General features: G+C 70.6%; 23 protein-coding genes and 2 pseudogenes. 13 read left to right on the top strand and 12 right to left on the bottom strand.

From position 1 onward, the window contains the following. Nucleotides 1–150 precede the first annotated feature (150 nt). From ABZZ74_RS42430 to ABZZ74_RS42420, 3 genes and pseudogenes are all read left to right on the top strand, one after another. Complete coding sequence (locus tag ABZZ74_RS42430; protein ID WP_356949481.1) at nucleotides 151–1,221, top strand: SIS domain-containing protein; 1,071 nt, start codon at nucleotides 151–153, stop codon at nucleotides 1,219–1,221. A gap of 16 nt (nucleotides 1,222–1,237) precedes the next feature. Further along, nucleotides 1,238–1,807: pseudogene (locus tag ABZZ74_RS42425) on the top strand (TetR/AcrR family transcriptional regulator). 366 nt (nucleotides 1,808–2,173) lie between these two features. Further along, on the top strand, nucleotides 2,174–3,640 hold the full coding sequence (locus tag ABZZ74_RS42420; protein WP_356949499.1) for a PAS domain-containing sensor histidine kinase: 1,467 nt from the start codon (nucleotides 2,174–2,176) through the stop codon (nucleotides 3,638–3,640). 204 nt (nucleotides 3,641–3,844) lie between these two features. Here the strand turns inward: ABZZ74_RS42420 and ABZZ74_RS42415 are convergent, their stop codons facing one another. Both ABZZ74_RS42415 and ABZZ74_RS42410 read right to left on the bottom strand, forming a co-directional pair. Beyond that, complete coding sequence (locus tag ABZZ74_RS42415; RefSeq protein ID WP_006142322.1) at nucleotides 3,845–4,102, bottom strand: WhiB family transcriptional regulator; 258 nt, start codon at nucleotides 4,100–4,102, stop codon at nucleotides 3,845–3,847. 318 nt (nucleotides 4,103–4,420) lie between these two features. Further along, nucleotides 4,421–5,389, bottom strand: coding sequence for a diacylglycerol kinase family protein (locus tag ABZZ74_RS42410; RefSeq protein WP_356949480.1), 969 nt, complete (start codon nucleotides 5,387–5,389; stop codon nucleotides 4,421–4,423). A gap of 170 nt (nucleotides 5,390–5,559) precedes the next feature. On the opposite strand from ABZZ74_RS42410, the gene ABZZ74_RS42405 reads away from it, so the two are divergent. Then, nucleotides 5,560–6,009 carry a hypothetical protein gene (locus ABZZ74_RS42405; protein WP_356949479.1) on the top strand — a complete coding sequence of 150 codons (450 nt, stop codon included), beginning with the start codon at nucleotides 5,560–5,562 and terminating at the stop codon, nucleotides 6,007–6,009. A gap of 10 nt (nucleotides 6,010–6,019) precedes the next feature. Here ABZZ74_RS42405 and ABZZ74_RS42400 read toward each other — a convergent pair whose 3' ends face one another. The 3 genes from ABZZ74_RS42400 to ABZZ74_RS42390 all read right to left on the bottom strand — a co-directional run bounded on the left by ABZZ74_RS42400 (nucleotide 6,020) and on the right by ABZZ74_RS42390 (nucleotide 8,097). Continuing rightward, nucleotides 6,020–7,147, bottom strand: coding sequence for an RNA polymerase sigma factor SigF (locus ABZZ74_RS42400; RefSeq protein ID WP_356949478.1), 1,128 nt, complete (start codon nucleotides 7,145–7,147; stop codon nucleotides 6,020–6,022). A 17-nt stretch (nucleotides 7,148–7,164) separates the two neighbouring features. Further along, nucleotides 7,165–7,578 (bottom strand): anti-sigma regulatory factor, encoded by a 414-nt coding sequence (locus ABZZ74_RS42395; protein WP_004925829.1) that lies wholly within the window; start codon nucleotides 7,576–7,578, stop codon nucleotides 7,165–7,167. Between the two features lie 258 nt (nucleotides 7,579–7,836). After that, complete coding sequence (locus ABZZ74_RS42390) at nucleotides 7,837–8,097, bottom strand: UBP-type zinc finger domain-containing protein (protein ID WP_133044572.1); 261 nt, start codon at nucleotides 8,095–8,097, stop codon at nucleotides 7,837–7,839. Between the two features lie 62 nt (nucleotides 8,098–8,159). Between ABZZ74_RS42390 and ABZZ74_RS42385 the strand changes: the two genes are divergently transcribed. Next, nucleotides 8,160–9,755: a Na+/H+ antiporter gene (locus ABZZ74_RS42385; RefSeq protein ID WP_356949477.1), complete on the top strand. Its 1,596-nt coding sequence runs from the start codon at nucleotides 8,160–8,162 to the stop codon at nucleotides 9,753–9,755. Nucleotides 9,756–9,762: 7 nt separating this feature from the next. Here the strand turns inward: ABZZ74_RS42385 and ABZZ74_RS42380 are convergent, their stop codons facing one another. Both ABZZ74_RS42380 and ABZZ74_RS42375 read right to left on the bottom strand, forming a co-directional pair. Then, nucleotides 9,763–10,656 carry a pyridoxal-phosphate dependent enzyme gene (locus ABZZ74_RS42380; protein ID WP_356949476.1) on the bottom strand — a complete coding sequence of 298 codons (894 nt, stop codon included), beginning with the start codon at nucleotides 10,654–10,656 and terminating at the stop codon, nucleotides 9,763–9,765. Between the two features lie 22 nt (nucleotides 10,657–10,678). Next, complete coding sequence (locus ABZZ74_RS42375; RefSeq protein WP_356949475.1) at nucleotides 10,679–11,269, bottom strand: N-acetylmuramoyl-L-alanine amidase; 591 nt, start codon at nucleotides 11,267–11,269, stop codon at nucleotides 10,679–10,681. Between the two features lie 299 nt (nucleotides 11,270–11,568). On the opposite strand from ABZZ74_RS42375, the gene ABZZ74_RS42370 reads away from it, so the two are divergent. From ABZZ74_RS42370 to ABZZ74_RS42340, 7 genes are all read left to right on the top strand, one after another. Continuing rightward, entirely contained in the window at nucleotides 11,569–12,975 is a 1,407-nt protein-coding gene (locus ABZZ74_RS42370) for a family 2B encapsulin nanocompartment shell protein (protein ID WP_356949474.1), read from the top strand. 113 nt (nucleotides 12,976–13,088) lie between these two features. After that, nucleotides 13,089–14,186: a family 2 encapsulin nanocompartment cargo protein polyprenyl transferase gene (locus tag ABZZ74_RS42365; protein WP_356949473.1), complete on the top strand. Its 1,098-nt coding sequence runs from the start codon at nucleotides 13,089–13,091 to the stop codon at nucleotides 14,184–14,186. A gap of 189 nt (nucleotides 14,187–14,375) precedes the next feature. After that, the gene (locus ABZZ74_RS42360) at nucleotides 14,376–14,975 is read left to right on the top strand and encodes a GNAT family N-acetyltransferase (RefSeq protein WP_356949472.1); all 600 of its coding nucleotides are present in this window, start codon (nucleotides 14,376–14,378) and stop codon (nucleotides 14,973–14,975) included. 56 nt (nucleotides 14,976–15,031) lie between these two features. Next, nucleotides 15,032–15,226, top strand: a complete 195-nt coding sequence (locus ABZZ74_RS42355) for a hypothetical protein (RefSeq protein WP_356949471.1) — start codon at nucleotides 15,032–15,034, stop codon at nucleotides 15,224–15,226. Between the two features lie 138 nt (nucleotides 15,227–15,364). Next, entirely contained in the window at nucleotides 15,365–15,778 is a 414-nt protein-coding gene (locus tag ABZZ74_RS42350; RefSeq protein ID WP_356949470.1) for a YciI family protein, read from the top strand. A 6-nt stretch (nucleotides 15,779–15,784) separates the two neighbouring features. Continuing rightward, the gene (locus ABZZ74_RS42345) at nucleotides 15,785–16,990 is read left to right on the top strand and encodes a sigma-70 family RNA polymerase sigma factor (RefSeq protein ID WP_356949469.1); all 1,206 of its coding nucleotides are present in this window, start codon (nucleotides 15,785–15,787) and stop codon (nucleotides 16,988–16,990) included. A gap of 10 nt (nucleotides 16,991–17,000) precedes the next feature. Continuing rightward, nucleotides 17,001–17,315, top strand: coding sequence for a DUF952 domain-containing protein (locus ABZZ74_RS42340; RefSeq protein ID WP_356949468.1), 315 nt, complete (start codon nucleotides 17,001–17,003; stop codon nucleotides 17,313–17,315). Nucleotides 17,316–17,494: 179 nt separating this feature from the next. On the opposite strand, the gene ABZZ74_RS42335 is transcribed toward ABZZ74_RS42340, so the two are convergent. Continuing rightward, nucleotides 17,495–17,839 (bottom strand): helix-turn-helix domain-containing protein, encoded by a 345-nt coding sequence (locus tag ABZZ74_RS42335; protein WP_356949467.1) that lies wholly within the window; start codon nucleotides 17,837–17,839, stop codon nucleotides 17,495–17,497. Between the two features lie 86 nt (nucleotides 17,840–17,925). Between ABZZ74_RS42335 and ABZZ74_RS42330 the strand changes: the two genes are divergently transcribed. After that, nucleotides 17,926–18,141, top strand: a complete 216-nt coding sequence (locus ABZZ74_RS42330; RefSeq protein ID WP_356949466.1) for a hypothetical protein — start codon at nucleotides 17,926–17,928, stop codon at nucleotides 18,139–18,141. Between the two features lie 163 nt (nucleotides 18,142–18,304). Here ABZZ74_RS42330 and ABZZ74_RS42325 read toward each other — a convergent pair whose 3' ends face one another. From ABZZ74_RS42325 to ABZZ74_RS42310, 4 genes and pseudogenes are all read right to left on the bottom strand, one after another. Further along, nucleotides 18,305–18,865, bottom strand: a complete 561-nt coding sequence (locus ABZZ74_RS42325; RefSeq protein ID WP_356949465.1) for a hypothetical protein — start codon at nucleotides 18,863–18,865, stop codon at nucleotides 18,305–18,307. Between the two features lie 290 nt (nucleotides 18,866–19,155). After that, nucleotides 19,156–19,830 carry a restriction endonuclease gene (locus ABZZ74_RS42320; RefSeq protein ID WP_356949464.1) on the bottom strand — a complete coding sequence of 225 codons (675 nt, stop codon included), beginning with the start codon at nucleotides 19,828–19,830 and terminating at the stop codon, nucleotides 19,156–19,158. A gap of 63 nt (nucleotides 19,831–19,893) precedes the next feature. Next, nucleotides 19,894–20,850 carry a hypothetical protein gene (locus tag ABZZ74_RS42315; RefSeq protein WP_356949463.1) on the bottom strand — a complete coding sequence of 319 codons (957 nt, stop codon included), beginning with the start codon at nucleotides 20,848–20,850 and terminating at the stop codon, nucleotides 19,894–19,896. 192 nt (nucleotides 20,851–21,042) lie between these two features. After that, nucleotides 21,043–21,371, bottom strand: a pseudogene (locus ABZZ74_RS42310) (amino acid transporter); the annotation flags it as partial.

Genomic DNA, 21,371 nt, shown 5'->3' with positions numbered 1-21,371 from the left:
GGTCAATCTAACAGAGCGGGATCCCGCGGCCCAGGTCGTCCGAACCCTGAAACCGCCCGCTCGGGAGCCGTTCACGCGCCGGACGGGCACCATGGGGGCCGGGGGAGTGCAATGGGTACCGCAGCGCAGCCCGATCCAGGAGGAACCACCATGACCGCCACGCCACCGGAGCCGCAGACCGACGTCCCGGGCCGGATCATGGCCCGTGAGATGGCCGAGCAGCCCGCCGTACTGCGGCGGATCCTGGACGAGGGCGCCCCGGCGATCCGGCAGGTGGCCCAGGAGATCGCCGCCCGCAGGCCCCGGTTCGTCCTGCTGACCGCGCGCGGCACCTCCGACAACGCCGCCCTGTACGCCAAGTACCTGCTGGAGATCCGCCTCGGCCTGCCCTGCGGACTGACCTCGATGTCCACCACCACGGCGTACGGCGCCCGTCCCGACCTCGCGGACGTCCTGGTGATCACCGTCAGCCAGTCCGGCGGCTCCCCTGATCTGGTGGCCTCGACCCGGGCGGCCCGCGAGGCCGGCGCGATCACCCTCGCCGTCACCAACAACCCCGACTCACCGCTGGCCGGCGTCTCCGAGTACCACGTCGACATCATGGCCGGACCGGAGAAGGCGCTCCCGGCGACCAAGACGTACACCGCCTCCCTCCTCGCCCTCTACCTCTTCGTCGAGGGACTGCGCGGCGGCGACGGCGGCGCCGCGAAGGTGCTCCCGGACCTCGCCGAGCAACTGCTCGCCCGGCAGGACGAGGTCCGCTCCCTGGCCGCCCGCTACCGCTTCGCCGAGCGCATGGTCATCACCTCCCGCGGTTACGGCTATCCCACGGCCAAGGAGGCGGCGCTGAAGCTGATGGAGACGAGCTACATCCCCGCCCTCTCCTACTCCGGCGCCGACCTGCTGCACGGCCCGCTCGCCATGGTCGACAACGTCTCCCCGGTCATCGCGGTGGTCACCGACGGCAAGGGCGGCGAGGCCCTCCAGCCGGTCCTGGACCGGCTGCGCGGCCGCGGCGCCGATCTCTTCGTGGTCGGTCCCCGGGAGCAGGTCGAGCGGGCCTCGGCCGGTCTGGTGCTGCCCACCGAGGGCGTCGCCGAGGAGGTCCAGCCGATCCTCGAGATCATCCCCCTCCAGCTCCTCGCCTACGAGGTCACCATCGCCCGCGGCCAGGACCCGGACGCGCCCCGCGCCCTGGCGAAGGTGACGGAGACCCACTGATCGCACAGTTCCGTCCATGGTGGGCGGCGACGAGAAGAGCCCCCGGGCCGGTGCCGAAGCCGCCCTGGAGCAGGCCGTCCTGGCCTTCTGGGAGCACGGCTACGAGGCGACCTCCGTCGTCGGCCTCACCCGCGTAATGTGCATCGGCGCCCCGAGCCTGTACGCCGCCTTCAGCGACAAACGCGCGCTGTCCGACGAGGCCGTGACCCTCTGCCGGGCCCACCACGGCGCCTTCACCGACCGCGCGCTCGCCGAGGAGCCCCCCCGAGCGGCCGTCGCGCGGGTGCTGCGGGCGGCCCGCCGCCGCGTACACGGCGCCGGGCCGCCCGCACGGCCACCAACTGCGCCGCCCCCGAGGCCGAGGAGTCCCTGCGCGCGGCGCAACGCCGGCATCGCCGCGTTAGAGAGCCCTATCCGGGTCGGCGTCACCGCAGGCGAGTCACCGCCCTCCACCGACGCCCGCGCCCTGGCCCGGCACAACGGCGCGATGATCCAGGGCATGTTGCAACAGGCGCAGGACGGGGCGAGCCGGGAGCAGCCGGCAGGCCTCGCTGAAATTGCCATGTCCATCTGGCCCCGCACATGAACCCACACGGGTTAGGCTGCGTGGTGGACACCAGGGCGTCCCTGTAGCCGTCGAGCCGGTCGGGAAATAACAACAACCAACAGGCTCCAACGCATGGACACGCGTAGTGGTCTAGTCCACAATTGAATCGGACTTCCGCCCTCCCCGCACAGGAGGACGGACCGAGGAACCGGAGCTCTCTGCCCTGACTGCCCCGGCTCCTCGACCTTCGGCCGACCGGGACCGCACACCCCGCGGCCGATGCTGCTCCGGGCTGCGGTGCCGGGAGGGTTGAGGGTCCCTCCCAGGCGCCGCGGCCCGCGGGTGTTCTCAAGCCGGTTTTCGGCCACCCACATACCGCCAGGTACGCTCGCACCCGTGCCCTCCATGAACGAACTGGTCCGCCAGCACACCGCCCTCGACGACTCCGACCTCGAGTGGCTCCATCTGCTGGTCTCGGAGTGGCAGCTGCTCTCCGACCTCTCCTTCGCCGACCTCGTCCTGTGGGTGCCCACCAGCGACGGCACCCGGTATGTCTCCGTCGCCCAGATGCGGCCCAACACCGGCCCCACCTCCTACCAGGACGACATGGTCGGCCACCTCGTCCCGCGCGGCCGCCGCCCGATGCTGGACGCGGCGCTCGACGAGGGCCGGATCGTACGCGAGGGCGACCCCGAGTGGCGTGAGGAGGTCCCGGTCCGGGTCGAGTCGATCCCGGTGCGACGGGAGGGGCGCGTCCTCGGTGTCATCGCGCGCAACACCAACCTGCTCACCGTGCGCACCCCGAGCCGGCTCGAACTGACCTATCTGCAGAGCGCCTCCGACCTCGCGCAGATGATCGCGGCCGGCGCCTTCCCCTTCGCGAACCAGCAGATGGACATGGACGCCGCCCCACGCGTGGGCGACGGCCTGATCCGTCTCGACGCGGACGGCATCGTCCAGTACGCCTCCCCGAACGCCCTGTCCGCCTACCACCGCATGGGCCTCGCCTCCGACCTCGTCGGCCAGCACCTCGGCCGGACGACGGCCGAACTCGCCCCGACCCGCGGCCCGGTGGACGAGGCGCTCGCCAAGGTGGCCAGCGGCTGGGCGCCTCGCGAGTTCGAGATCGAGGCCCACGACGGGGTCATCCAGTTCCGCGCGATCCCGCTCAAGCCCAAGGGCACCCGCATCGGTTCGCTGGTCCTGCTCCGGGACGTCACCGAACTGCGCCGCCGCGAGCGCGAGTTGATCACCAAGGATGCCACCATCCGGGAGATCCACCACCGGGTGAAGAACAACCTCCAGACCGTGGCGGCCCTGTTGCGTCTGCAGGCCCGCCGCATCGAGTCCGACCGCGGCCGGGAGGCCCTGGAGGAGGCGGTGCGCCGGGTCGGGTCGATCGCGATCGTGCACGAGACGCTCTCCCAGAACCTCGACGAGCGTGTGGAGTTCGACGAGATCGCCGACCGGGTGCTCGCGATGGTCGCCGAGATCTCGCCGGGCAAGGTCACCGGCCGGCGCATCGGCCGCTTCGGCATCCTGGACGCCGAGGTCGCCACCCCGCTGTCGATGGTTCTCACCGAAGTCCTGCAGAACGCCCTCGAACACGGCTTCCGCGAGGGCGAGACCGGCACGGTCGAGGTCTCCGCCGTCCGTGGCGGCACCACCAAGGAGGCCCGCCTCCTGGTCACCGTCCAGGACGACGGCGTCGGCCTGCCCGAGGGTTTCGACCCGCGCACCGCCGGCAACCTCGGCCTGCAGATCGTACGGACCCTGGTGGAGGGCGAGTTGGGCGGTACGTTCGACATGGTGCCGGCGCCGGAGCGGGGGACCCGGGTGATCTTCGACGTACCGGTGCGGGCGCACAAGTAGTCCATGGAGGTAAGCGGCGGGCGGCGGGCGGCGAGCGGTGAGCACAGCAAAAAGCCCCGGATCCGGGGGGATCCAGGGCCAGTCGCTCGTTGCTGCTCTATTGCTAGGCGCACCGGGGGATACTGCGCGCTGCGGCTCGGGGGCGGGAGAAGCGCACTCGCTGTGCGCGCCGCCAAGCTCAGGCTGTTTGCGGGGCGGGTGTTGTCAGGCGGAGGCCTGACGGGCCCGGTTGCGGGCGGCGCGGCGCTTCATGGCGCGGCGCTCGTCCTCGCTGAGACCACCCCAGACGCCGGAGTCCTGACCGGACTCGAGCGCCCACTGCAGACACTGATCCATGACGGGGCAGCGACGGCAGACGGCCTTGGCTTCCTCGATCTGCAGCAGCGCAGGACCGGTGTTGCCGATGGGGAAGAAGAGCTCGGGGTCTTCCTCGCGGCAAACGGCGTTGTGACGCCAGTCCATGGCTGCTACCTCTCCTTGGTATTACGTGCAGGTGCTTGTGAATGTGAACGCTTTCACGAATCCCTCAACAAGTGAAGGGCCGACCGCCGAGTCTCCCCGGCGTGGTCCTGAGATTGAAGAGGGGTTCCGGTGATCTGTGGATGCCGGTGTTGCGGGCTGTCCCGATCGCCACGTAGAGACTCGCAAACCTCAGCGGCGGATACAACCCCTTCCGGAAAGTTTTTTTTGATTCCTCGGTGTCGACTAGGTCACAGCCGTACTTCCATGGGGTGGACCCTGGCCTAAACGTTCGAGTGAAAGGACTTTAGCCCCTTCTGCTCACACAATCACACGCAGTGCACGGCGTACGCCTGTGAACGTCACGCTCGTACGCAGTCCGAGGTGGTCGCCGTCCATCTGAAGGGGGAGAGGCGCCTTCGAATGCAAGGTGAACCCGTCCAGGTCGTGCAGGGTCACGACGTGCTTTCCATGGGGTCCCCGCTCGGGGGACGAAGTCAGCAACTGCGTGGCATACCGGGCAGCCGTGACCGTGGACATGCGGCTGACGCCGAGTACGTCGAGCCCGGTATCGAACGAAGCCTTAGGTGACGCGTACACCGGACGATTGCCCAGATACGTCCAGGGCGAGGTGTTGCAGATTATGGACATCACCAGATCGGTCACCGGTTCCTCGCCGGGCCGCTCCAGCGTGATGGTGCCGTGCCGCCGGTGGGGCTCCTGCAGGAACTGGCGGGCGACCTGGCGCAGGTAAAGGGCGTGTGTGGACTTCTTGCCCAGTTCGCGCTGCTGCTCCACCCGCCCGACCACGCCGGCGTCGAAACCGAGCCCCGCGCAGAAGGTGAACCAGCGCGCGGGCACCGCCTCGTCCTCGGTCCCCGGCGTCCCCGTGGCGAGACCCATGCCGACCGCGCGCTCGCTGCCCTGGTGCAGGGCGTCCAGCACGGCGCCCGTCGCCTCGACGGCGTCGTTGGGCAGGCCCAGGGCGCGGGCGAAGACGTTGGTGGAGCCGCCCGGGACCACGGCGAGGCGGGGCAGGCCGTCCGGATGGGGGCCGGCGTGCAACAGACCGTTGACGACCTCGTTGACCGTGCCGTCGCCGCCGAGGGCCACCACGAGATCGATGTCGTCGCTGTCGGCCGCCTGCCGGGCCAGGTCGCGTGCGTGGCCGCGGTACTCGGTGGTGACCGCCTCGAGCTTCATCTCGCTCGCCAGCGCGTGGATCAACACATCGCGTCTGCGTGCGCTGGTGGTGGTTGCCGCCGGGTTGACCACGAGGAGTGCACGCATGAGTTGCAGCGTACCTACTGCCTGGTACCGGGCACAGCGCGAGGTAGGGATCAGGTAAGAGGAGGGGGCGTGAGTCTCGCCACCCGGGGCCGGCTCAACCCCGCCGAGAGGGCCTGCGTCCCCTCGCCCGCCCCCGCGCCGACCGGCCTGCCCAGGGCTACCCTTCAGGGGTGACCAGTGAGAAGACCCCCGCCACCGAGGAAGACACCGGCCCCCGCCCGCGGCGCCTGACGTACGCCGCCGCGCTCGCCGGGCTGGAAGGGCTCGCGCTGACCGTCGGGGGCGTCTGGATGCTCGTGGAGGGCCTCGTGGGCGACCCGGACGACCGGGGCTCCGCCGTCACCGGTGGCGTCACCCTGCTCGTCCTCGCGCTGCTGCCGCTGCTCGCCGCGCGCGGGCTGCTCTCGCGCAGGAGCTGGAGCCGGGGCCCGGCCGTCATCACCCAGGTCATGGCGCTGCCGGTCGCCTACACCCTGCTGCAGGCCGACAGCGTGGCGATCCCCGCCGGGATCGCGCTGGCGGTCGTCGCCGTCGTCGCCCTGGTGCTGCTGGTCAACCCGGTGACGACCCAGGCCCTCGGGATCAAGGGTCCGGGCCGCACCCAGGACGGCAAGCAGTAGTGCCGTAGGGCTACTCCTCCACCAGCAGCTTCTCCCGCAACTGGGCCAGGGTGCGGGCCAGCAGGCGGGAGACGTGCATCTGGGAGATGCCGACCTCCTGCGCGATCTGCGACTGGGTCATGTTCCCGAAGAAGCGCAGCAGCAGGATCCGCTTCTCCCTCGGCGGCAGGTCCTCCAGCAGCGGCTTGAGCGACTCTCGGTACTCGACGCCCTCCAGCGCCTCGTCCTCGGCGCCCAAGGTGTCCGCGACCGCCGGGGACTCGTCGTCGGTGTCGGGGACGTCCAGGGACAGCGTGGAGTAGGCGTTGGCCGACTCCAGGCCCTCCAGGACCTCCTCCTCCGAGATCGCCAGCTTCTCGGCGAGCTCGTGCACGGTCGGGGAGCGGCCGTGCTGCTGGGACAGCTCCGCGGTGGCCGTCGTGAGCGCCAGCCGCAGCTCCTGCAGGCGCCGCGGCACCCGCACCGCCCAGCCCTTGTCGCGGAAGTGGCGCTTGATCTCGCCGACGACCGTCGGGGTCGCGTAGGTCGAGAACTCCACCCCGCGGTCCGGGTCGAAGCGGTCGACGGACTTGATCAGGCCGATGGTGGCGACCTGGGTGAGGTCGTCGAGCGGCTCGCCGCGGTTGCGGAAGCGGCGCGCGAGGTGCTCGACCAGCGGCAGGTGCATACGGACCAGCTTGTTGCGCAGCTCCGCGTACTCCGGGCTGCCGTCCTTCAGCCCGCGCAGTTCGACGAACATCGCGCGCGCTCCGCTGCGGTCCTGTGCGTCGTGCTGCGTGGCCTGCTGCACGCTCTGCGCGTCCTGCTGCTCGTCTCGCTCGTGCTCGTTCATCGTCCCGCCCGTTGTCCTTCGCCCAGCCCTCGCCTGCGGCGGGGCCGGGGTGATCCCGTTCGACCCGTCCGCAGGGGTGCCAGGCGCGGCGCCTTCCCGATCCCGCCGGCCGCCGTCGTCCAGGAGGCCGGTCGCCGCCGCGGGGCCGGCGTCCTCCTCCGGATGCGGCCGGGCCTGCTCGGGGATGCCGGCCATGCCCGACGTGACCTCGATGCCGACCCCGTCGCCGACGGGCTCCCCCGTGTGGCGAGACCCGCCTGTGCCCTCGGCCGGCAGCTCCCGTGTGCCGCGCTCTTCGTCACGCACCGGCCCGTCCCCTGTCCTCACGCCGGCCCGGGTCCCGCGCCGCGCTGTTTGTAGAGGCTGATCGAAACGGTTTTGTCCTCGTCCACGGCGGAGGAGACCTTGCCCGCGAGAGCGGACAGCACGGTCCAGGCGAAGGTGTCCCGCGAGGGGGCGTGACCGTCCGTGGTCGGGGCCGAGACGGTGACCTCGAGAGAGTCGTCGACGAGCCGGAAGACACAGCTGAGCACCGAGCCGGGCACGGCCTGCTGCAGCAGGATCGCGCAGGCCTCGTCAACCGCGATGCGCAGGTCCTCGATCTCGTCGAGGGTGAAGTCCAAACGGGCCGCGAGGCCGGCCGTGGCCGTACGCAGCACCGACAGGTAGGCACCCGCGGCCGGCAGCCGGACTTCCACGAAGTCCTGGGTCGCGGGCTCGCCTGCGATCTGGGACACCCTCACCTCCATGGTGGTACAAGCTTTACGGGCCGAGGGTCGCCCCCCGGGGTAACGCGATGTGTGGTTCAGCGGTGACGCTATCGCGCTCTCAACTTTCCTGTCCCCAGGACCCCGACCCCTTGCCGTCACTCACAGTAAACCTGCGGACACGCTCCGTGTCTAGGGGTCTGCGGCTCCCAATGGGAAGAAGGCGCGCCGGGTTGACGTACCCAGACGTCAGACGGTCGAACCGTCCTGGAACCCTGGCGTCCAGGGTCACACAAGTACGTGGTCGACGAAGCACCAACGCCAGTTCTCACCGGGCTCGAACGTGCGCATGATCGGGTGGCCGGAGTCCTTGTGGTGCTCCGTCGCGTGCCGGTTCGGCGACGAGTCGCAGCAGCCGACGTGGCCGCAGGTGAGGCACAGCCGCAGCTGCACCGGGTGTGTGCCGTCGCGCAGACACTCCAGGCACGTCTCGCTGAGCGGACCGGGTTCCGGGAGCGGCAGCGCTTCGGCGTGCGTGCACTGTTTCATGATTGCCAGATTACGACGCCCGTGCGGAGGGCCGCGCGGAAAAACGAGGGTGGGCGAGGACGATGGACGTGATGCCACTGCTGTTGCTGGTGGCGGGCAGCACCGCGGTCGCCGCGGCCGCGCGCCGCACTCCGGTGCCGGCGCCGCTGTGGCTGGTGGCGGTGGGGCTGGTGGTGTCGTACGTGCCGGGGGTGCCCGACTACACGCTCGATCCGGACATCGTGCTCCCGCTGGTGCTGCCGCCGCTGCTGCACAAGGAGGCGGTCGAGAGCTCGTACCTCGACCTGCGCAGCAACGTGCGGCCGGTGGCGCTGCTGTCGGTGGGGTACGTGCTGTTCGCCACGTTCGTCGTCGGCTGGGTCGCCTATCTCGTCGTACCGGGGCTGCCGCTGCCCGCGGCGCTGGTGCTGGGGGCGGTCGTGGCGCCGACGGACGCGGTCGCGGCGGCCGCGGTCGCCCGGCGGGTCGGGCTGCCCTCCCGGATCACCACGATCCTGCAGGGCGAGTCCCTGCTGAACGACGCGACCGCGATCACCGCCTACCGGGTGGCCGTCGCGGCCGCCGTCGGTGAGGGCGCCTCCTGGATCGGCGGGATCGGCGAGTTCCTCCTGGCGGCGGTCGGCGGTGTGGTGGTCGGGCTGGTGCTGATGGCGCCGATCCACTGGCTGCGCACGCATGTGAAGGAGGCGCTGCTGCAGAACACCATGTCGCTGCTGATCCCCTTCGTCGCCTACGCCGTCGCCGAGCAGGTGCACGCCTCCGGTGTGCTCGCGGTCGTGGTCGTCGCCCTCTACATCGGGCACCGGGCGTGGGAGGTCGACTTCGCCACCCGGCTCCAGGAGGAGGCGGTGTGGAAGGTGGTCGCGTTCGTCCTGGAGTCGGCGGTCTTCGCGCTCATCGGGCTGCAGTTGCCGGTCGTGCTCAAGGGCCTCGGGGACTACCGGGGTGTCGACGCCGCCTGGTACGCGCTCGCCGTCTTCCTGGTGGTCGTCCTGGCCCGGTTCGTCTGGGTGTATCCGGGGACCTTCGTGCCCCGCATGCTGTCCTCGCGGATCAGGGAACGCGAGGACAACCCCACCTGGAGAGGCCCGATCGTCACCTCCTGGGCGGCGATGCGCGGTGTCGTCTCGCTGGCCATCGCCTTCTCGATCCCGCTCACCGTGCACGACGGCGGCCCCTTCCCGCAGCGCAACCTGATCCTCTTCCTGACCTTCACGACGGTCATCGGGACCCTGGTGGTGCAGGGCCTCACCCTGGCCCCGCTGATCCGCCTGGTGCGCTTCCCCGCCAAGGACGCACAGGCCGAGACCCTCGCCGAGGCCAGCGCCCAGGCCCAGGCCTCCCGGGTCGCCGAGCAACGCCTGGACGAACTGCTCACCGACGAGCGCAACACCCTCCCGCCGCCCCTCGCCGACCGCCTCCGCCAGGTCCTGGAGCGCCGCCGCAACGCCGTGTGGGAGCGCCTGGGCCAGACCAACCCGGTCACCGGCGAGTCCGTCGACGACACCTACCGCCGCCTGTCGCGGGAGATGATCGGCGCCGAACGCGCGATGTTCGTACGGCTGCGCGACGGCCGCTACATCGACGACGAGATGCTGCGCACCCTGCTGCGGCGCCTGGACCTGGAGGAGGCGGCGGCCTATCGGGAGACGGCGTAGACGGACGCTACGGAAGGGGCCGCCCGGTGATCACGGCCGCGATCGTCGTCCCGCGCGGGAACGCCCCCTCCTCCGCCAGGGCGACAAGTCCATGAAGCAACTTGGCGACATACAGGCGCTCCACCGCCACGCCGTGACGTTCCTGGAAGTCCTCGGCGAAGGTGTCGAGTTCAGGGGGCACGCGCGCGTAGCCGCCGAAGTGGAAGCGTTCGTCCAGGGTCCAGTCGCCGCGGGGGCCGCCGAAGGACCGCTGCTGGAGGACTCTTATGTCGTCGGTGAGGAAGCCGCCTTTGAGAACGGGTATGCCGAGGGCGCGCTGGGCGGGGGACAGGCCTGCGGCCAGGCCCGCCAGGGTGCCGCCGGTGCCGCAGGCCAGGGCGACCACGTCCGCCTGCCCGCGCAGCTCCTCGCCCAGGGCCCGGCAGCCGCGCACCGCCTCCGCGTTGCTGCCGCCCTCCGGGACCACGTACGCGTTCTCCGCGCCCGCCGCGCGCAGCACGCGCGCGAGGACGTCCGGTTCGGTCTTGCGGCGGTACGTCGAGCGGTCGACGAAGTGCAGCCGCATGCCGTCGGCCGCGCACCGGGCGAGCGAGGCGTTGAGGGGCCGGGTGGCCAGTTCCTGCCCGCGGACCACGCCGACGGTGGGCAGCCCGAGGAGCCGCCCGGCGGCCGCCGTGGCCCGCAGGTGGTTGGAGTAGGCCCCGCCGAAGGTGACGAGCGGCCGGCCGCCGCAGGCCTCGATGTTCGGCACGAGCTTGCGCCACTTGTTGCCGATCAGCTCCGGGTGGATGAGGTCGTCCCGCTTGAGGAGAAGACGCAGACCACGGCGGTCGAAACGGGGGTCCGACAGCTCCTGCAGAGGGGAAGGGAGGCGTGGTCGCAGGGTGTCGAGGCCGGTCACGGCACCATTGTGACCCGGTGCGTCACTTCAGGCGGTCCCGGATGCGCTCGCGCAGCCACGCCATCGTGAAGCCGCGCGGGTCCACCTTGCCCGGCTGCCACTCCAGGTGGCCGATCACCGAGCGTTCCGTCCAGCCGTGGTGCCGGCACACCGCTGCCGCCGCCTTCTCGATGGCCTCCAGCTGGGCCGGGGGCCAGGGATCGTGCCCGTCGCCGAGGTTCTCGCACTCGAAGCCGTAGAAGTGGCGGTTGCCGTCGGTGTTCGCCTCGTTGTCGGGCGGCAGCGCCTTCTCGGCGATCACCGCGCGCAGCACGTCGTCGTCGCCCAGGCCCGCGTGGTTGGCGCGGCCGTAACCGACGAGGTGGACCGTGCCGTCCTTGGTGATGACCCCGTGGCAGAGAGGGCCGGGCAGGCCGGCGTAGCCGTCCCGGCAGAGCTCGACCGTGTGCTCGCTGCCGCTGGTGGCCGTGTGGTGGATCACCACCCCGTGCACCGGGCCCCACGGACCCTTGTGATTGCGGTTGTGATGTTCCCAGTCGCCGACCTCGACGACGGTGAGGCCCTCCGCCAGGAGCCCCGCCCGAAAAGCGCCCGCGGACATGGGTGAGGCCATGGCCGCCTCCTTCGTACGTGCCGTGCCGACGACCGCCCGACGCGATCGCCCGTGCCAGAGCCTCTTACCTAAAGTGAGTGCGCGATTACACATCGCGCTCGCGGCTATCGAACGGATCCGGCCATTCCGCGTGTCGGGCTGCTGGACGAAAGCCTCCTTTGTGCCCATCGATCCGAAGATCCAACCCCGCTCTTTCGTGTAATAGCACCGGCACGCTCCGTGATGGAAGGCTGCTCCGTGCAGATCGCAATGCGGCGGCTCCGACCGTGCCGCCGCATGACCGGGAGGGCAATTCTCATATGTCGGTAGGCGAAGAGGTCCGTTCGGAACAGGGCAAGCCGCAGCAGAGTCTCGCCACGGCCGCCGCGCGGAACCTGGCCACCACGACCAAGTCCGCGCCCCAGATGCAGGAGATCAGCTCCCGCTGGCTGCTGCGCATGCTGCCCTGGGTCAACGTCCAGGGCGGCACGTACCGGGTGAACCGGCGCCTGACGTACGCGGTGGGGGACGGCCGCATCACGTTCGTGAAGACCGGCGACCGCGTGGAGGTCATCCCAGCGGAGCTGGGCGAACTGCCCGCGCTGCGCGACTACGAGGACGACGAGGTGCTCTCGGAGCTGGCCCAGCGCTGCCGGCAGCAGGAGTTCGCGCCGGGCTCGGTGATCGCCTCCTTCGGCGGCGCGACCGATGAGGTCCATCTGCTGGCGCACGGCAGGGTGGAGAAGGTCGGCACGGGTCCCTACGGCGACGACGCGGTCCTCGGCGTGCTCGCCGACGGCGCCTACTTCGGCGACGCGGCACTGCTCAGCCCGGACGCCATCTGGGAGTGCACGGTCCGCGCGGCCACCGCGTGCACGGTGCTGACCCTCTCCCGGCAGGACGTCGAACTGGTCGCGGAGCGCTCCGACTCCCTGCGCGAGCACCTCCAGCACGTGCGCTCGATCCCCGAGCAGCACACCAACAAGTACGGCGAGAAGGCCGTCGACCTCGCCGCCGGCCACAGCGGCGAACCGGACATCCCGCACACCTTCGTCGACTACGACGCCAGGCCCCGCGAGTACGAACTGAGCATCGCCCAGACCGTGCTGCGCATCCACTCGCGCGTCGCCGACCTCTACAACCAGCCGATGAACCAGACCGAGCAGCAACTGCGGCTCACCGTGGAGGCGTTGAAGGAGCGCCAGGAGCACGAGCTGGTCAACAACCGCGAGTTCGGGCTGCTGCACAACTGCGAGTACGACCAGCGGCTCCAGCCGCACGACGGTGTGCCCAGCCCCGACGACCTGGACGAGCTGCTCAGCCGGCGGCGCGGCACCAAGCTGCTGCTCGCCCACCCGCGCGCGATCTCCGCGATCGGCCGCGAGCTCAACAAGCGCGGGCTCGTCCCCGAGACCATCGAGGTGGCCGGCAACCGCATCCCGACCTGGCGGGGCGTGCCGATCTACCCCTGCAACAAGATCCCGGTCACCGAGGCCCGTACGTCCTCGATCATCGCCATGCGCACGGGCGAGGCCGAGCAGGGCGTGATCGGGCTGCAGCAGGCGGGCATCCCGGACGAGATCGAGCCGAGCCTGTCCGTCCGGTTCATGGGCATCAACGAGCAGGCGATCATCAAGTACCTCGTGACGGCGTACTACTCGGCCGCGGTCCTGGTGCCGGACGCGCTCGGGGTCCTGGAGAACATCGAGATCGGCCGCTGGAGGTGACGTTTCTCCACCGGGGAGCCGTGTCCCCGCAGCCCGGCCGGGGTAGATCCCGGTCGTACGCGACCGGCCCGAGCGGAAGCGCCACCGTCCGCGGACTGACCGAGGGGGACCCCATGGCCGAGTTCCTGGCGGAGGCGAAGCGGCACCCCGCCGGGCGGAGGGAGGGCCGCGAGGGCGGGGGAGGGTTCGACGGGGCCGCGGCGACGGCGATCCTGGAGCGCGCCCGGGCGGCCGTCGACCCCGTCCTGCGCGGCGCCATCGACTCCCTGCCCGGCTCCCTGCGGCGCATCGCGCTCTACCACTTCGGCTGGGAGCACGCTGACGGGACACCGGCGGCGGGCAACGCGGGCAAGGCGATACGCCCCGCGCTCGTCCTCACCGCGGCCGCCGTGCTCGGCGGACCGGGGGCGGACACGGCGGCGGTGCGGGCGGCCGCGGCGGTGGAGCTGGTGCACAACTTCACGCTGCTGCACGACGACGTGATGGACCGCGACACCACCCGCCGTCACCGGCCCACCGCCTGGACCGTGTTCGGCGACGCCGACGCGATCCTCGCCGGTGACGCCCTGCAGGCGCTGGCCCTCGGGCTGCTCGCCGAGGACCCGCACCCGGCGTCCGGGGCGGCCGCGGCCCGGGTCGCGGCCTGTGTCGTTCAGCTGTGTGCCGGGCAGCACGCGGACACGGCGATGGAGCGCCGCCACCCCGGGGAGGTCACCCTCGAGGAGGTGCTGACCATGGCCGAGGCCAAGACGGGCGCGCTGCTGGGGTGCGCCTGCGCATTGGGCGCGCTGTACGCGGGCGCGGCGCGGGAGGACGTCGAGGCGCTGGACGCGTTCGGCCGGCAGGCCGGGCTGGCCTTCCAGCTCATCGACGACGTGATCGGCATATGGGGTGATCCGAGCCGCACCGGCAAGCCGGCCGGCGCCGATCTCGCGGCCCGCAAGAAGTCCCTCCCGGTGGTCGCCGCGCTCACCTCGGGCACCCCGGCGGCGGTCGAGCTGGCCGAGCTGTACGAGGCGCCGTACGAGAAGGAGGACCTGGAGCGGACCGTGCTCGCCGTCGAGCGGGCCGGTGGCCGGGACTGGGCGCAGGTCCAGGCGGCCGACCGGATGGCCCGCGCGGTGCAGGAGCTGTCCCGCGCGATCCCCGATCCGGACGCGGCGGGCGGACTGCTCGCGCTGGCGGAGTTCGTGACCCGGCGCAGCAGCTGAGCCCGGCGCCCACCCAGACCCCGGAGCCCACCGGGGCGGCCGCGCGGCTCCTGACCCCGCCCGGCCGCCGAGGCTCCGGCGAAGGCGGGTCCCGCACATCCCCACGGTGTGCGGGCCCCGCCGCTTCGTACGTTCCGGATAGGCTCAACCCCCTTACGTTCGAGGTCGGTTGAGACGAGGGGACGGCACATGGGTGTGGTGATCCGGGCGGCGGGCGCGGACGATCGCGAGACGGTCGTACGGCTGCTGGACGAGGCGTTCCAGGACGATCCGGTCAGCAACTGGGTCTTCCCCGGCGCGGAGCACCGCCGTGCGCGGCACCCAGGGCTGATGGCCGCCTTCACCGACCTGGTCCTCGCCGAGGGCTACGTCGATCTCACCGAGGACGCCGCCGCCTGCGCGCTCTGGCTGCCGATGCCCGCCGATCCGCACGCCGAAGACGCCGACGAGGACGGCCCCGCCCAGCTCCGCGCCGCCGTCGACCCGGACAACGAGCGCGTCGAGCTGATCGGCCGGCTCACCCAGGACATCCACCCCACGGGCCGCGCCCACGAATACCTGTGGATGATCGGCGTCACCCCGAAGCGGCAGGGCGAGGGCCTCGGCTCGGCCCTCATCCGGCACGTCCTCGACCGCTGCGACCGCGAGGGCCTGCCCGCCTACCTGGAGGCCAGCAGCGACCGCAGCCGCGCCCTGTACGAACGCCTCGGCTTCGAACCCGCCGGCGAACCCCTCACCCTCCCCGACGGCCCCCACATGTGGCCGATGTGGCGCGAACCCCGGGCCTGAGCGGGGTGCTCGTCCGTACGTGCGCGCGCAAGCGGTGAGCGGCCTAACCTGAGGGCATGGACGGCTCGGAACACGTCTGTCCCCGGTGCGGGCAGCCCGTGGAGACGGTGGTCAGGCGCCACAAGACACTCGGCGCCTGGGTCCCGGTCTGGGGGCCGGGCCCGTGCCGCAATGCCGAGTGCGAGGCGTACGTTCCCCGGAGCGGTGAGCGGGACGGGGAGCGGGAGCGGCCGGCCGCGGAGGAGTCCTGAAGACCGCACCCACCGCGCACAGACCGCGCGGGGAGTCCCGTAAAAATCATCCGGCCCCGTGTCGAGAAGTCCGGCCCGGCTCCGACGTCCCCCGTGAGAGCCGCCCCCACGGGCGGCCCGAGCCGAAGGAGCAGAGTCATGAAGTACCTGGTCATGGTGCAGTGCACGCAGGCGGACTACGAGGGCATGCGCGGCAAGGCCAACGCCACCTCCCCGGCCTGGAGCCAGGAGGACGTCCAGGCGATGTACGCCTTCATGGGCGCCCTCAACGACGACCTCGCCGAGACCGGCGAGCTGATCGACGGACAGGGTCTGGTCGAGCCGGCGAGGACCCGGCTGGTCGGCCCGGGCGACGACGGGAAGCCGGTGATCACCGACGGGCCCTACGGCGAGACCAAGGAACTGCTGGCCGGCTACTGGGTCCTCGACTGCGCGAGCCTGGAGCGGGTCACCGAGATCGCCGAGCGCGTCCTCGAGTGCCCCCAGCCCCCCGGGGCCCGCAGGTACCCCGTGGTGATCCGGCCCATCGACAGCGGTTCCGCGGACGTCTGAGCCGCCGTGCGTCCCACCGCCGAGACCGAGGACCTGCTGCGGCTGCACGCGCCGCAGGTCCTCGGCGCGCTGGTCAGACGGTACGGCCACTTCGCCGCGGCCGAGGACGCCGTACAGGAGGCGCTGCTCGCTGCGGCCGGGCAGTGGCCTTCGGCGGGGATTCCGGACAACCCGCGCGGCTGGCTCATCAAGGTGGCATCGCGGCGGCTGACGGACGCCCTGCGCTCGGAGGAGGCGCGGCGGGCGCGGGAGGAGCGGGCGGTGGCGCTGAACGCGCCCCTGGCGCCCGGCCCGGACCGCGCACCCCGCGAGGACGACACCCTCAGCCTGCTCTTCCTGTGCTGCCACCCGGACCTGACCCCACCCGCCCAGATCGCGCTCACCCTGCGCGCGGTCGGCGGCCTGACGACGGCGGAGATCGCCCGCGCGTATCTCGTGCCCGAGGCGACCATGGCCCAGCGGATCAGCCGGGCCAAGCAGAAGGTGCGGGGCGTGCGGTTCGGGCGCCCGGAGAACTGGGCGAAGCGGCTGCCCGCCGTGCTGCACACCCTGTACCTGATCTTCAACGAGGGGTACACCGCCACGTCCGGCACCAGCCTGCAACGCCGAGACCTGGCCGGCGAGGCGATCCGGCTGACCCGCACCGTCCACCGGCTCCTGCCCGACGACGGTGAGGTGGCCGGCCTGCTGGCGCTGATGCTGCTCACCGACGCCCGGCGCGACGCCCGTACCGGACCGCACGGCGAGCTGATCCCGCTCGACGAGCAGGACCGCGACCGCTGGGACAAGGCGGCGATCGAGGAGGGCGTGGCGCTGGTGACGCGGGCGCTGTCCCGGGGGCCGGCTGGCCCCTACGGGCTCCGGGCCGCCATCGCGGCCGTGCACGACGAGGCGCCGTCCGCGCGGGCCACCGACTGGCGGGAGATCCTCGGGCTGTACGAGGTGCTGGTCCGCCAGGTCCCGGGCCCCGTCGAACGCCTCAACCGCGCCGTCGCCCTCGCGATGGTCGACGGGCCCGAGGCGGGCCTCGCGGAACTTGCCCTGCTGGAGCCAGGGTTGGGCCACCGCCTGGACGCCGTGCGCGGGCACCTCCTGGAGCGGGCCGGCGCGTACGACGGGGCCCGGGCCGCCTACGAATCGGCCGCCGCGGCCACCCTGAGCCTTCCCGAGCAGCGCTATCTGCAGGGGCGGGCCGCACGTCTGAGGCCGTAGCGTGATCCCCATGACCGACCACATACTGCACCTCACCGAACGCTCCCTGTGGGAAGCCGCCCGCGCGAAGGGCACGTACGAGATCTCGACGCGCGGCCGGACCCTTCAGGAGGAGGGCTTCATCCACTTCTCCACCCGCGCCCAACTCCCGGGCACGGCCCGCTTCTACGACGGTCTGGACGACCTGGTGGTCCTGGTCGTGGACCCGGAGCGGCTCGGCATACCGGTGAAGTACGAGGCCCCCGAGCCCGGCGGCGAGGAGTTCCCGCACGTGTACGGACCGATCCCGGTGGACGCCGTGGTGGCCGTGGAGCCGTGGACGTGAGCGACTTACTGATCGTTTCAGATTGAGTTGAGCTGCCGAATCGGGGCGGTGATGAAGATTCAGGAGCGGTACTGCCAGGGCTTGAGCGCATCCTCGGCCAGCCAGCGGCGCACGGTGGAGGCCGACACGAACGTGGCGATGCCCCAGTTCATGGCCTCGCGGGCAAGTTCCGCGCACGACTAGCGGGATAAAGGCACGCCGGTCTCGGCGGGTAGTTGGCAGGCCAGAGCCTTGACCTGGGCGGTCTGCACTGCGGTGAAGGCCCGCGGTCGGCAAGGGCGCTTACGGTCAGCCAGACCGGGCAAGCCCTGCTCGGCGAACCGGCCCCGCCAAGTGCGCACGGTGTCCAGGTGCAGCCCCGTTTCCCGGGCAATGCGCGCGTTGGAGCGGCCCCTGGCCGCGTGCAGCACGACCTGCGCGCGCATGCGCATCCGGTACTCGGTCTTGTGACCGTGGGCCATCCTCTTCAGCCGCTCACGCTCGGGGGAGGCCAGAAATATCGGGCAGGCCGGAGCAACAGGCATGGGACAAGCGCCGATCGGGAGAAGTGGATCACGACAGGCCATAGCTTGCCGTGTCCGGTCCCGGACCGTCGGGCAGGATGACTGCCGTGTCCCCACCTCCTGAGTCCACCCGACTCTCGCTCGAGCAGCGCCTTGGCGAGCACGCCCGCACTGCTGGGCCGCAGCTGAGGCGGCTGCACGTCCGCTGCCGCGGCGCCTTCGCCTACGTGGAGATGGAACTGGCCGGCGGCGAGGAGGTCAATCTGATGCGCCTGCGCTACGGCGTGACCATCAGCAAGTGCTTCGCCCTCTACTACGCCTGAAGCGACCACTACGAAGACTCCCCTCCTGCCAACGACATCCTCGCCGGCGGCCCCGAAGGCGCCCTCGACTGAAGATCCCCCGTGATCTCGGAGACGGTTCTGTCACACGGCGAGGGAATCAGTGGCCTTCACACACCTCGTTGGCGTCCGGTTCGCCGCACCCTCAGATGCGGGCGAAGACGTTGACCACCACTCCGATGTAGAGAAAGACGAGGAGGGTCCAGAAGGTGTAGACGATGCCGGGATACCGGATGTACAGAGGTATCCGGAGAGTCGGGTAACGCTTGCGAAGTTCACGTGGGGTCGGCGTACCTCCGAACTGCTGCTGAAGAGCCGCCTTACGCCACACCTTGTCGAGTTCGGTCTCACGCCACTGGCGGGGATTGAGCATGACAGCGGCGCGGTCGTCACCCACGACGAGCACCGCGCCGGCGATGCCGCTGGAGTTGATGTGGGTCCGGGCCACGAAGCCGGGCCCTTCGATGACGGTCAGCCGACGCGCCCAGTTGCGCACCAGGACGGCGCCGTCCACGAGTGCCACATACGTGTTCACGGTGTGCAGGACCGCATAGGCCACGTACCACAGGAAGGGGAGCGCGATGAGGGTGATGGCCGCGGGTGCCGCCATCGGCCCGAGTCCCTCACTGGTGCCGCGACCGCCCGCGAGCAGGCGGACCATGCTGATACCCGGCACGATGACCGCCGGCACGATTGCCAGTGCCACGCGCCCGAACCGGCTCTTGTCCGGGGAAACGGAAAGCTCTGTACGGCCATCACTCACAGCTGCTCTCCGGTCTCTCCGCACGCAGCGACAAAACGAAGGTCGTCACAGACATCATCCGCCCCCAACTCCGTTCCACTCCTGCTCATTTCTGCGCTCTTTCAGTGGATCATCCCGGTACCCCTGGTAGGCACAACTGCCGTGGCTGCAGTTCGGATTCAGACCGCAGAGGGCCGAGCTTGTGCTGGACACGCTTCGCGGGCCATCGTTTCGCGGCTGACCACCGTGCCCTGTCAGTCGTGGGCGCTCTTGCCGTTCGTGCCCGGCCTGCCGTTCTCCGGTACCAGTAGCGCACTCAAGGTGGTGCCCGTCATCCAGGACTCAAGCCGGTCGACGTCGATCAGTGTCAAGCGACGGCGAGCGGCGATCCTGTACTCGCGTTTGTCGAGCGGCCCGAGGACGATGAAGATGGTCACCTCGGCACCAAGCCCCGCGCGAGCGGCGTCATCGAACGTTCGGAGGCGGTGGGTGTGTACAGAGCTGTCCTCGCACTCTCGTTGCCACTTCACGGCAGCCTTCCGGCCGTCCGGCAGGTAGCCGGTCATCTGGCCGCCCGTGTGGTCGCCCCTGACCCGCTGCACGTCGATGCAGCCGTCACGGCGGCACAGAGCGGCGATGTATTCCTCGAACTCGGGGGCGCCCATGTCGTACACCGGCTCCGGTAGGCGCGCGTACCTCTCCAACCGCTTGGATTTCGCCTGCAGGCGAGCCGTGAGGTGAGGGTCGTCATCGCTATTACCGGAAGCGAGGTAACGGAACACAACCACCATCCAGGATCGCCAACCCTCCACGCAATCACGGAACTTGATGGAGCCTGCCCCGGGGCAGGAGAAGGTGTCGGGGGAAGTTCCCCACTTCGCAACGGCGCTGCGTTTGCCGCGTCCACGGTCGGCGTCGCTTGTCGCCATGGGGCACCAGGAATGCGGCGAGTATCACGAGGAACCCGCAGCGTCAAAGATCTCCGGATGGTGTCACCGGCCGGCTTCGGCACGGGCCTGCGCCCGTTGGAACGCGGTCAGCGGGTCTCCTTCGAACCGCCAGGGCCAGGTGGTGACCGCACCGCCGATGGACCGGAAGACGGGAAGGGCCTCGCGGTGGCGATCGGCGGACATCAGCGCGTAGGCGAGCGTGTTGAGGTCGGCAAGCGCGGCTGCATGGCTGAGGAACGAGGGCTGTGTCCAGTGCTGCGAGGCGCGGTCGAGCGCTGCTGTGACATATACATCGGTCCAGTAGCTGCGTGCCATGAGACCCTCCACTCCTCCCCGGGTCCGGATCGATTGATAGTGCAGCACTTGGGAGGTGAGTTCCGTCGCCGCGCAGGGCGCATTGGCGGGCATGCGTGACCGGAGGGAGTCGACGAACTCCAGTACCTGCAGTCGCGAACCAGCCTCGTCCGGAGTCAGGTAGCGCATCATGCTCAGGTAGGCATCGCGGTTCCAGCGGTCGCGGAGCAGTAGCTCGTTCCAGACGTAGAAGGTTTCAGCTGCGCGGTGGCGCTCCAGGCGCGCTATCTCCAGCAGAACGATCCACGGGGTGGGGTCCAGCGGGGCGAGATCCGCAGCGCGCAGGCAGTTCGTGCTTGCGCGCGAGGCACCTTCCGCATTCCCCGTTGCACGCGCCCGGAAGACCTCGGACCAGGCATGCAAAACAAGGGCAGTGGCGCTGTCCGGCTCCCGCTCAGCCCACCTCGAGGGCACCGGCGTATCCGCCAGGAAGTGCGCCAAGACTGCCAGACGGAACGTGTGGCGGTCCCAGTCCTGGGAGTGGTGCTTCAGGAAGTCGGCGATCTGCACCACGCGCAGATCCGTGCTCGCGATCGCGCCCGATCGCGTCGTGGTGCGCAGCGACTTGAGAAGCTTCCCAAGGTGCACGTCGTCAAGCTCCAGGACGATGCGGGAGGCCTTGCGGCGAGTCGACAGGAATGGCATGCGGGGCAACCTAGGAGAGTGGGGACTCGGGCAAGACTTGCTGGCTGATCGGCACGCGATGCGCAGGAAGCAAAGCGGTCCCGGGTGCGGTTCTGCATCAGCGGTCCGGGCCGTATGGGGCGGCGGCGGTGCGGGAGGAGCGCACCACCGCCGCCGGTCGAGGGCAGGCTGTCGCCCTACAGAGCCCGGTCCCTAGGACGGGGTGACTTCATGCGTACTGTTCCGCCCCACTCGCTCGCGGACCAGCGCGACGGCGACCACGCCGATGGCCACCAGGGTGGACAGGACCACCTGGTCGCGTCCGCCGCCGTCGGCTGTGTCGGTGAGCATGTAGCCCAGGACGAAGGTGATCAGCGCGATGGTGGCCCAGGTCAGGTAGGGGTAGAGCCACATGCGGACGACGAGCTTCTCCGGCGTCTCCCGCTCGATGATCCTGCGCATCCGCAGCTGCGAGAAGCAGATCACCAGCCACACGAACAGGGCGATCGCGCCGGAGGAGTTGAGCAGGAACTGGAAGACGG

This window comes from Streptomyces sp. NPDC006476, assembly GCF_040612015.1.
GTDB classification, from domain to species: domain Bacteria; phylum Actinomycetota; class Actinomycetes; order Streptomycetales; family Streptomycetaceae; genus Streptomyces; species Streptomyces griseorubiginosus_B.
This window is presented reverse-complemented; position numbering and strand designations above follow the sequence as displayed.

What these genes read in the sequence shown, in the direction of transcription:
- ABZZ74_RS42430 (WP_356949481.1), top strand. Translation starts at nt 151, where the DNA reads ATGACCGCCACGCCACCGGAGCCGCAGACCGACGTCCCGGGCCGGATC.
- ABZZ74_RS42420 (WP_356949499.1), top strand. Translation starts at nt 2,174, where the DNA reads ATGAACGAACTGGTCCGCCAGCACACCGCCCTCGACGACTCCGACCTC.
- ABZZ74_RS42415 (WP_006142322.1), bottom strand. Translation starts at nt 4,102, where the DNA reads ATGGACTGGCGTCACAACGCCGTTTGCCGCGAGGAAGACCCCGAGCTC.
- ABZZ74_RS42410 (WP_356949480.1), bottom strand. Translation starts at nt 5,389, where the DNA reads ATGCGTGCACTCCTCGTGGTCAACCCGGCGGCAACCACCACCAGCGCA.
- ABZZ74_RS42390 (WP_133044572.1), bottom strand. Translation starts at nt 8,097, where the DNA reads ATGAAACAGTGCACGCACGCCGAAGCGCTGCCGCTCCCGGAACCCGGT.
- ABZZ74_RS42385 (WP_356949477.1), top strand. Translation starts at nt 8,160, where the DNA reads ATGGACGTGATGCCACTGCTGTTGCTGGTGGCGGGCAGCACCGCGGTC.
- ABZZ74_RS42375 (WP_356949475.1), bottom strand. Translation starts at nt 11,269, where the DNA reads ATGGCCTCACCCATGTCCGCGGGCGCTTTTCGGGCGGGGCTCCTGGCG.
- ABZZ74_RS42370 (WP_356949474.1), top strand. Translation starts at nt 11,569, where the DNA reads ATGTCGGTAGGCGAAGAGGTCCGTTCGGAACAGGGCAAGCCGCAGCAG.
- ABZZ74_RS42365 (WP_356949473.1), top strand. Translation starts at nt 13,089, where the DNA reads ATGGCCGAGTTCCTGGCGGAGGCGAAGCGGCACCCCGCCGGGCGGAGG.
- ABZZ74_RS42360 (WP_356949472.1), top strand. Translation starts at nt 14,376, where the DNA reads ATGGGTGTGGTGATCCGGGCGGCGGGCGCGGACGATCGCGAGACGGTC.
- ABZZ74_RS42355 (WP_356949471.1), top strand. Translation starts at nt 15,032, where the DNA reads ATGGACGGCTCGGAACACGTCTGTCCCCGGTGCGGGCAGCCCGTGGAG.
- ABZZ74_RS42350 (WP_356949470.1), top strand. Translation starts at nt 15,365, where the DNA reads ATGAAGTACCTGGTCATGGTGCAGTGCACGCAGGCGGACTACGAGGGC.
- ABZZ74_RS42340 (WP_356949468.1), top strand. Translation starts at nt 17,001, where the DNA reads ATGACCGACCACATACTGCACCTCACCGAACGCTCCCTGTGGGAAGCC.
- ABZZ74_RS42335 (WP_356949467.1), bottom strand. Translation starts at nt 17,839, where the DNA reads ATGCCTGTTGCTCCGGCCTGCCCGATATTTCTGGCCTCCCCCGAGCGT.
- ABZZ74_RS42320 (WP_356949464.1), bottom strand. Translation starts at nt 19,830, where the DNA reads ATGGCGACAAGCGACGCCGACCGTGGACGCGGCAAACGCAGCGCCGTT.
- ABZZ74_RS42315 (WP_356949463.1), bottom strand. Translation starts at nt 20,850, where the DNA reads ATGCCATTCCTGTCGACTCGCCGCAAGGCCTCCCGCATCGTCCTGGAG.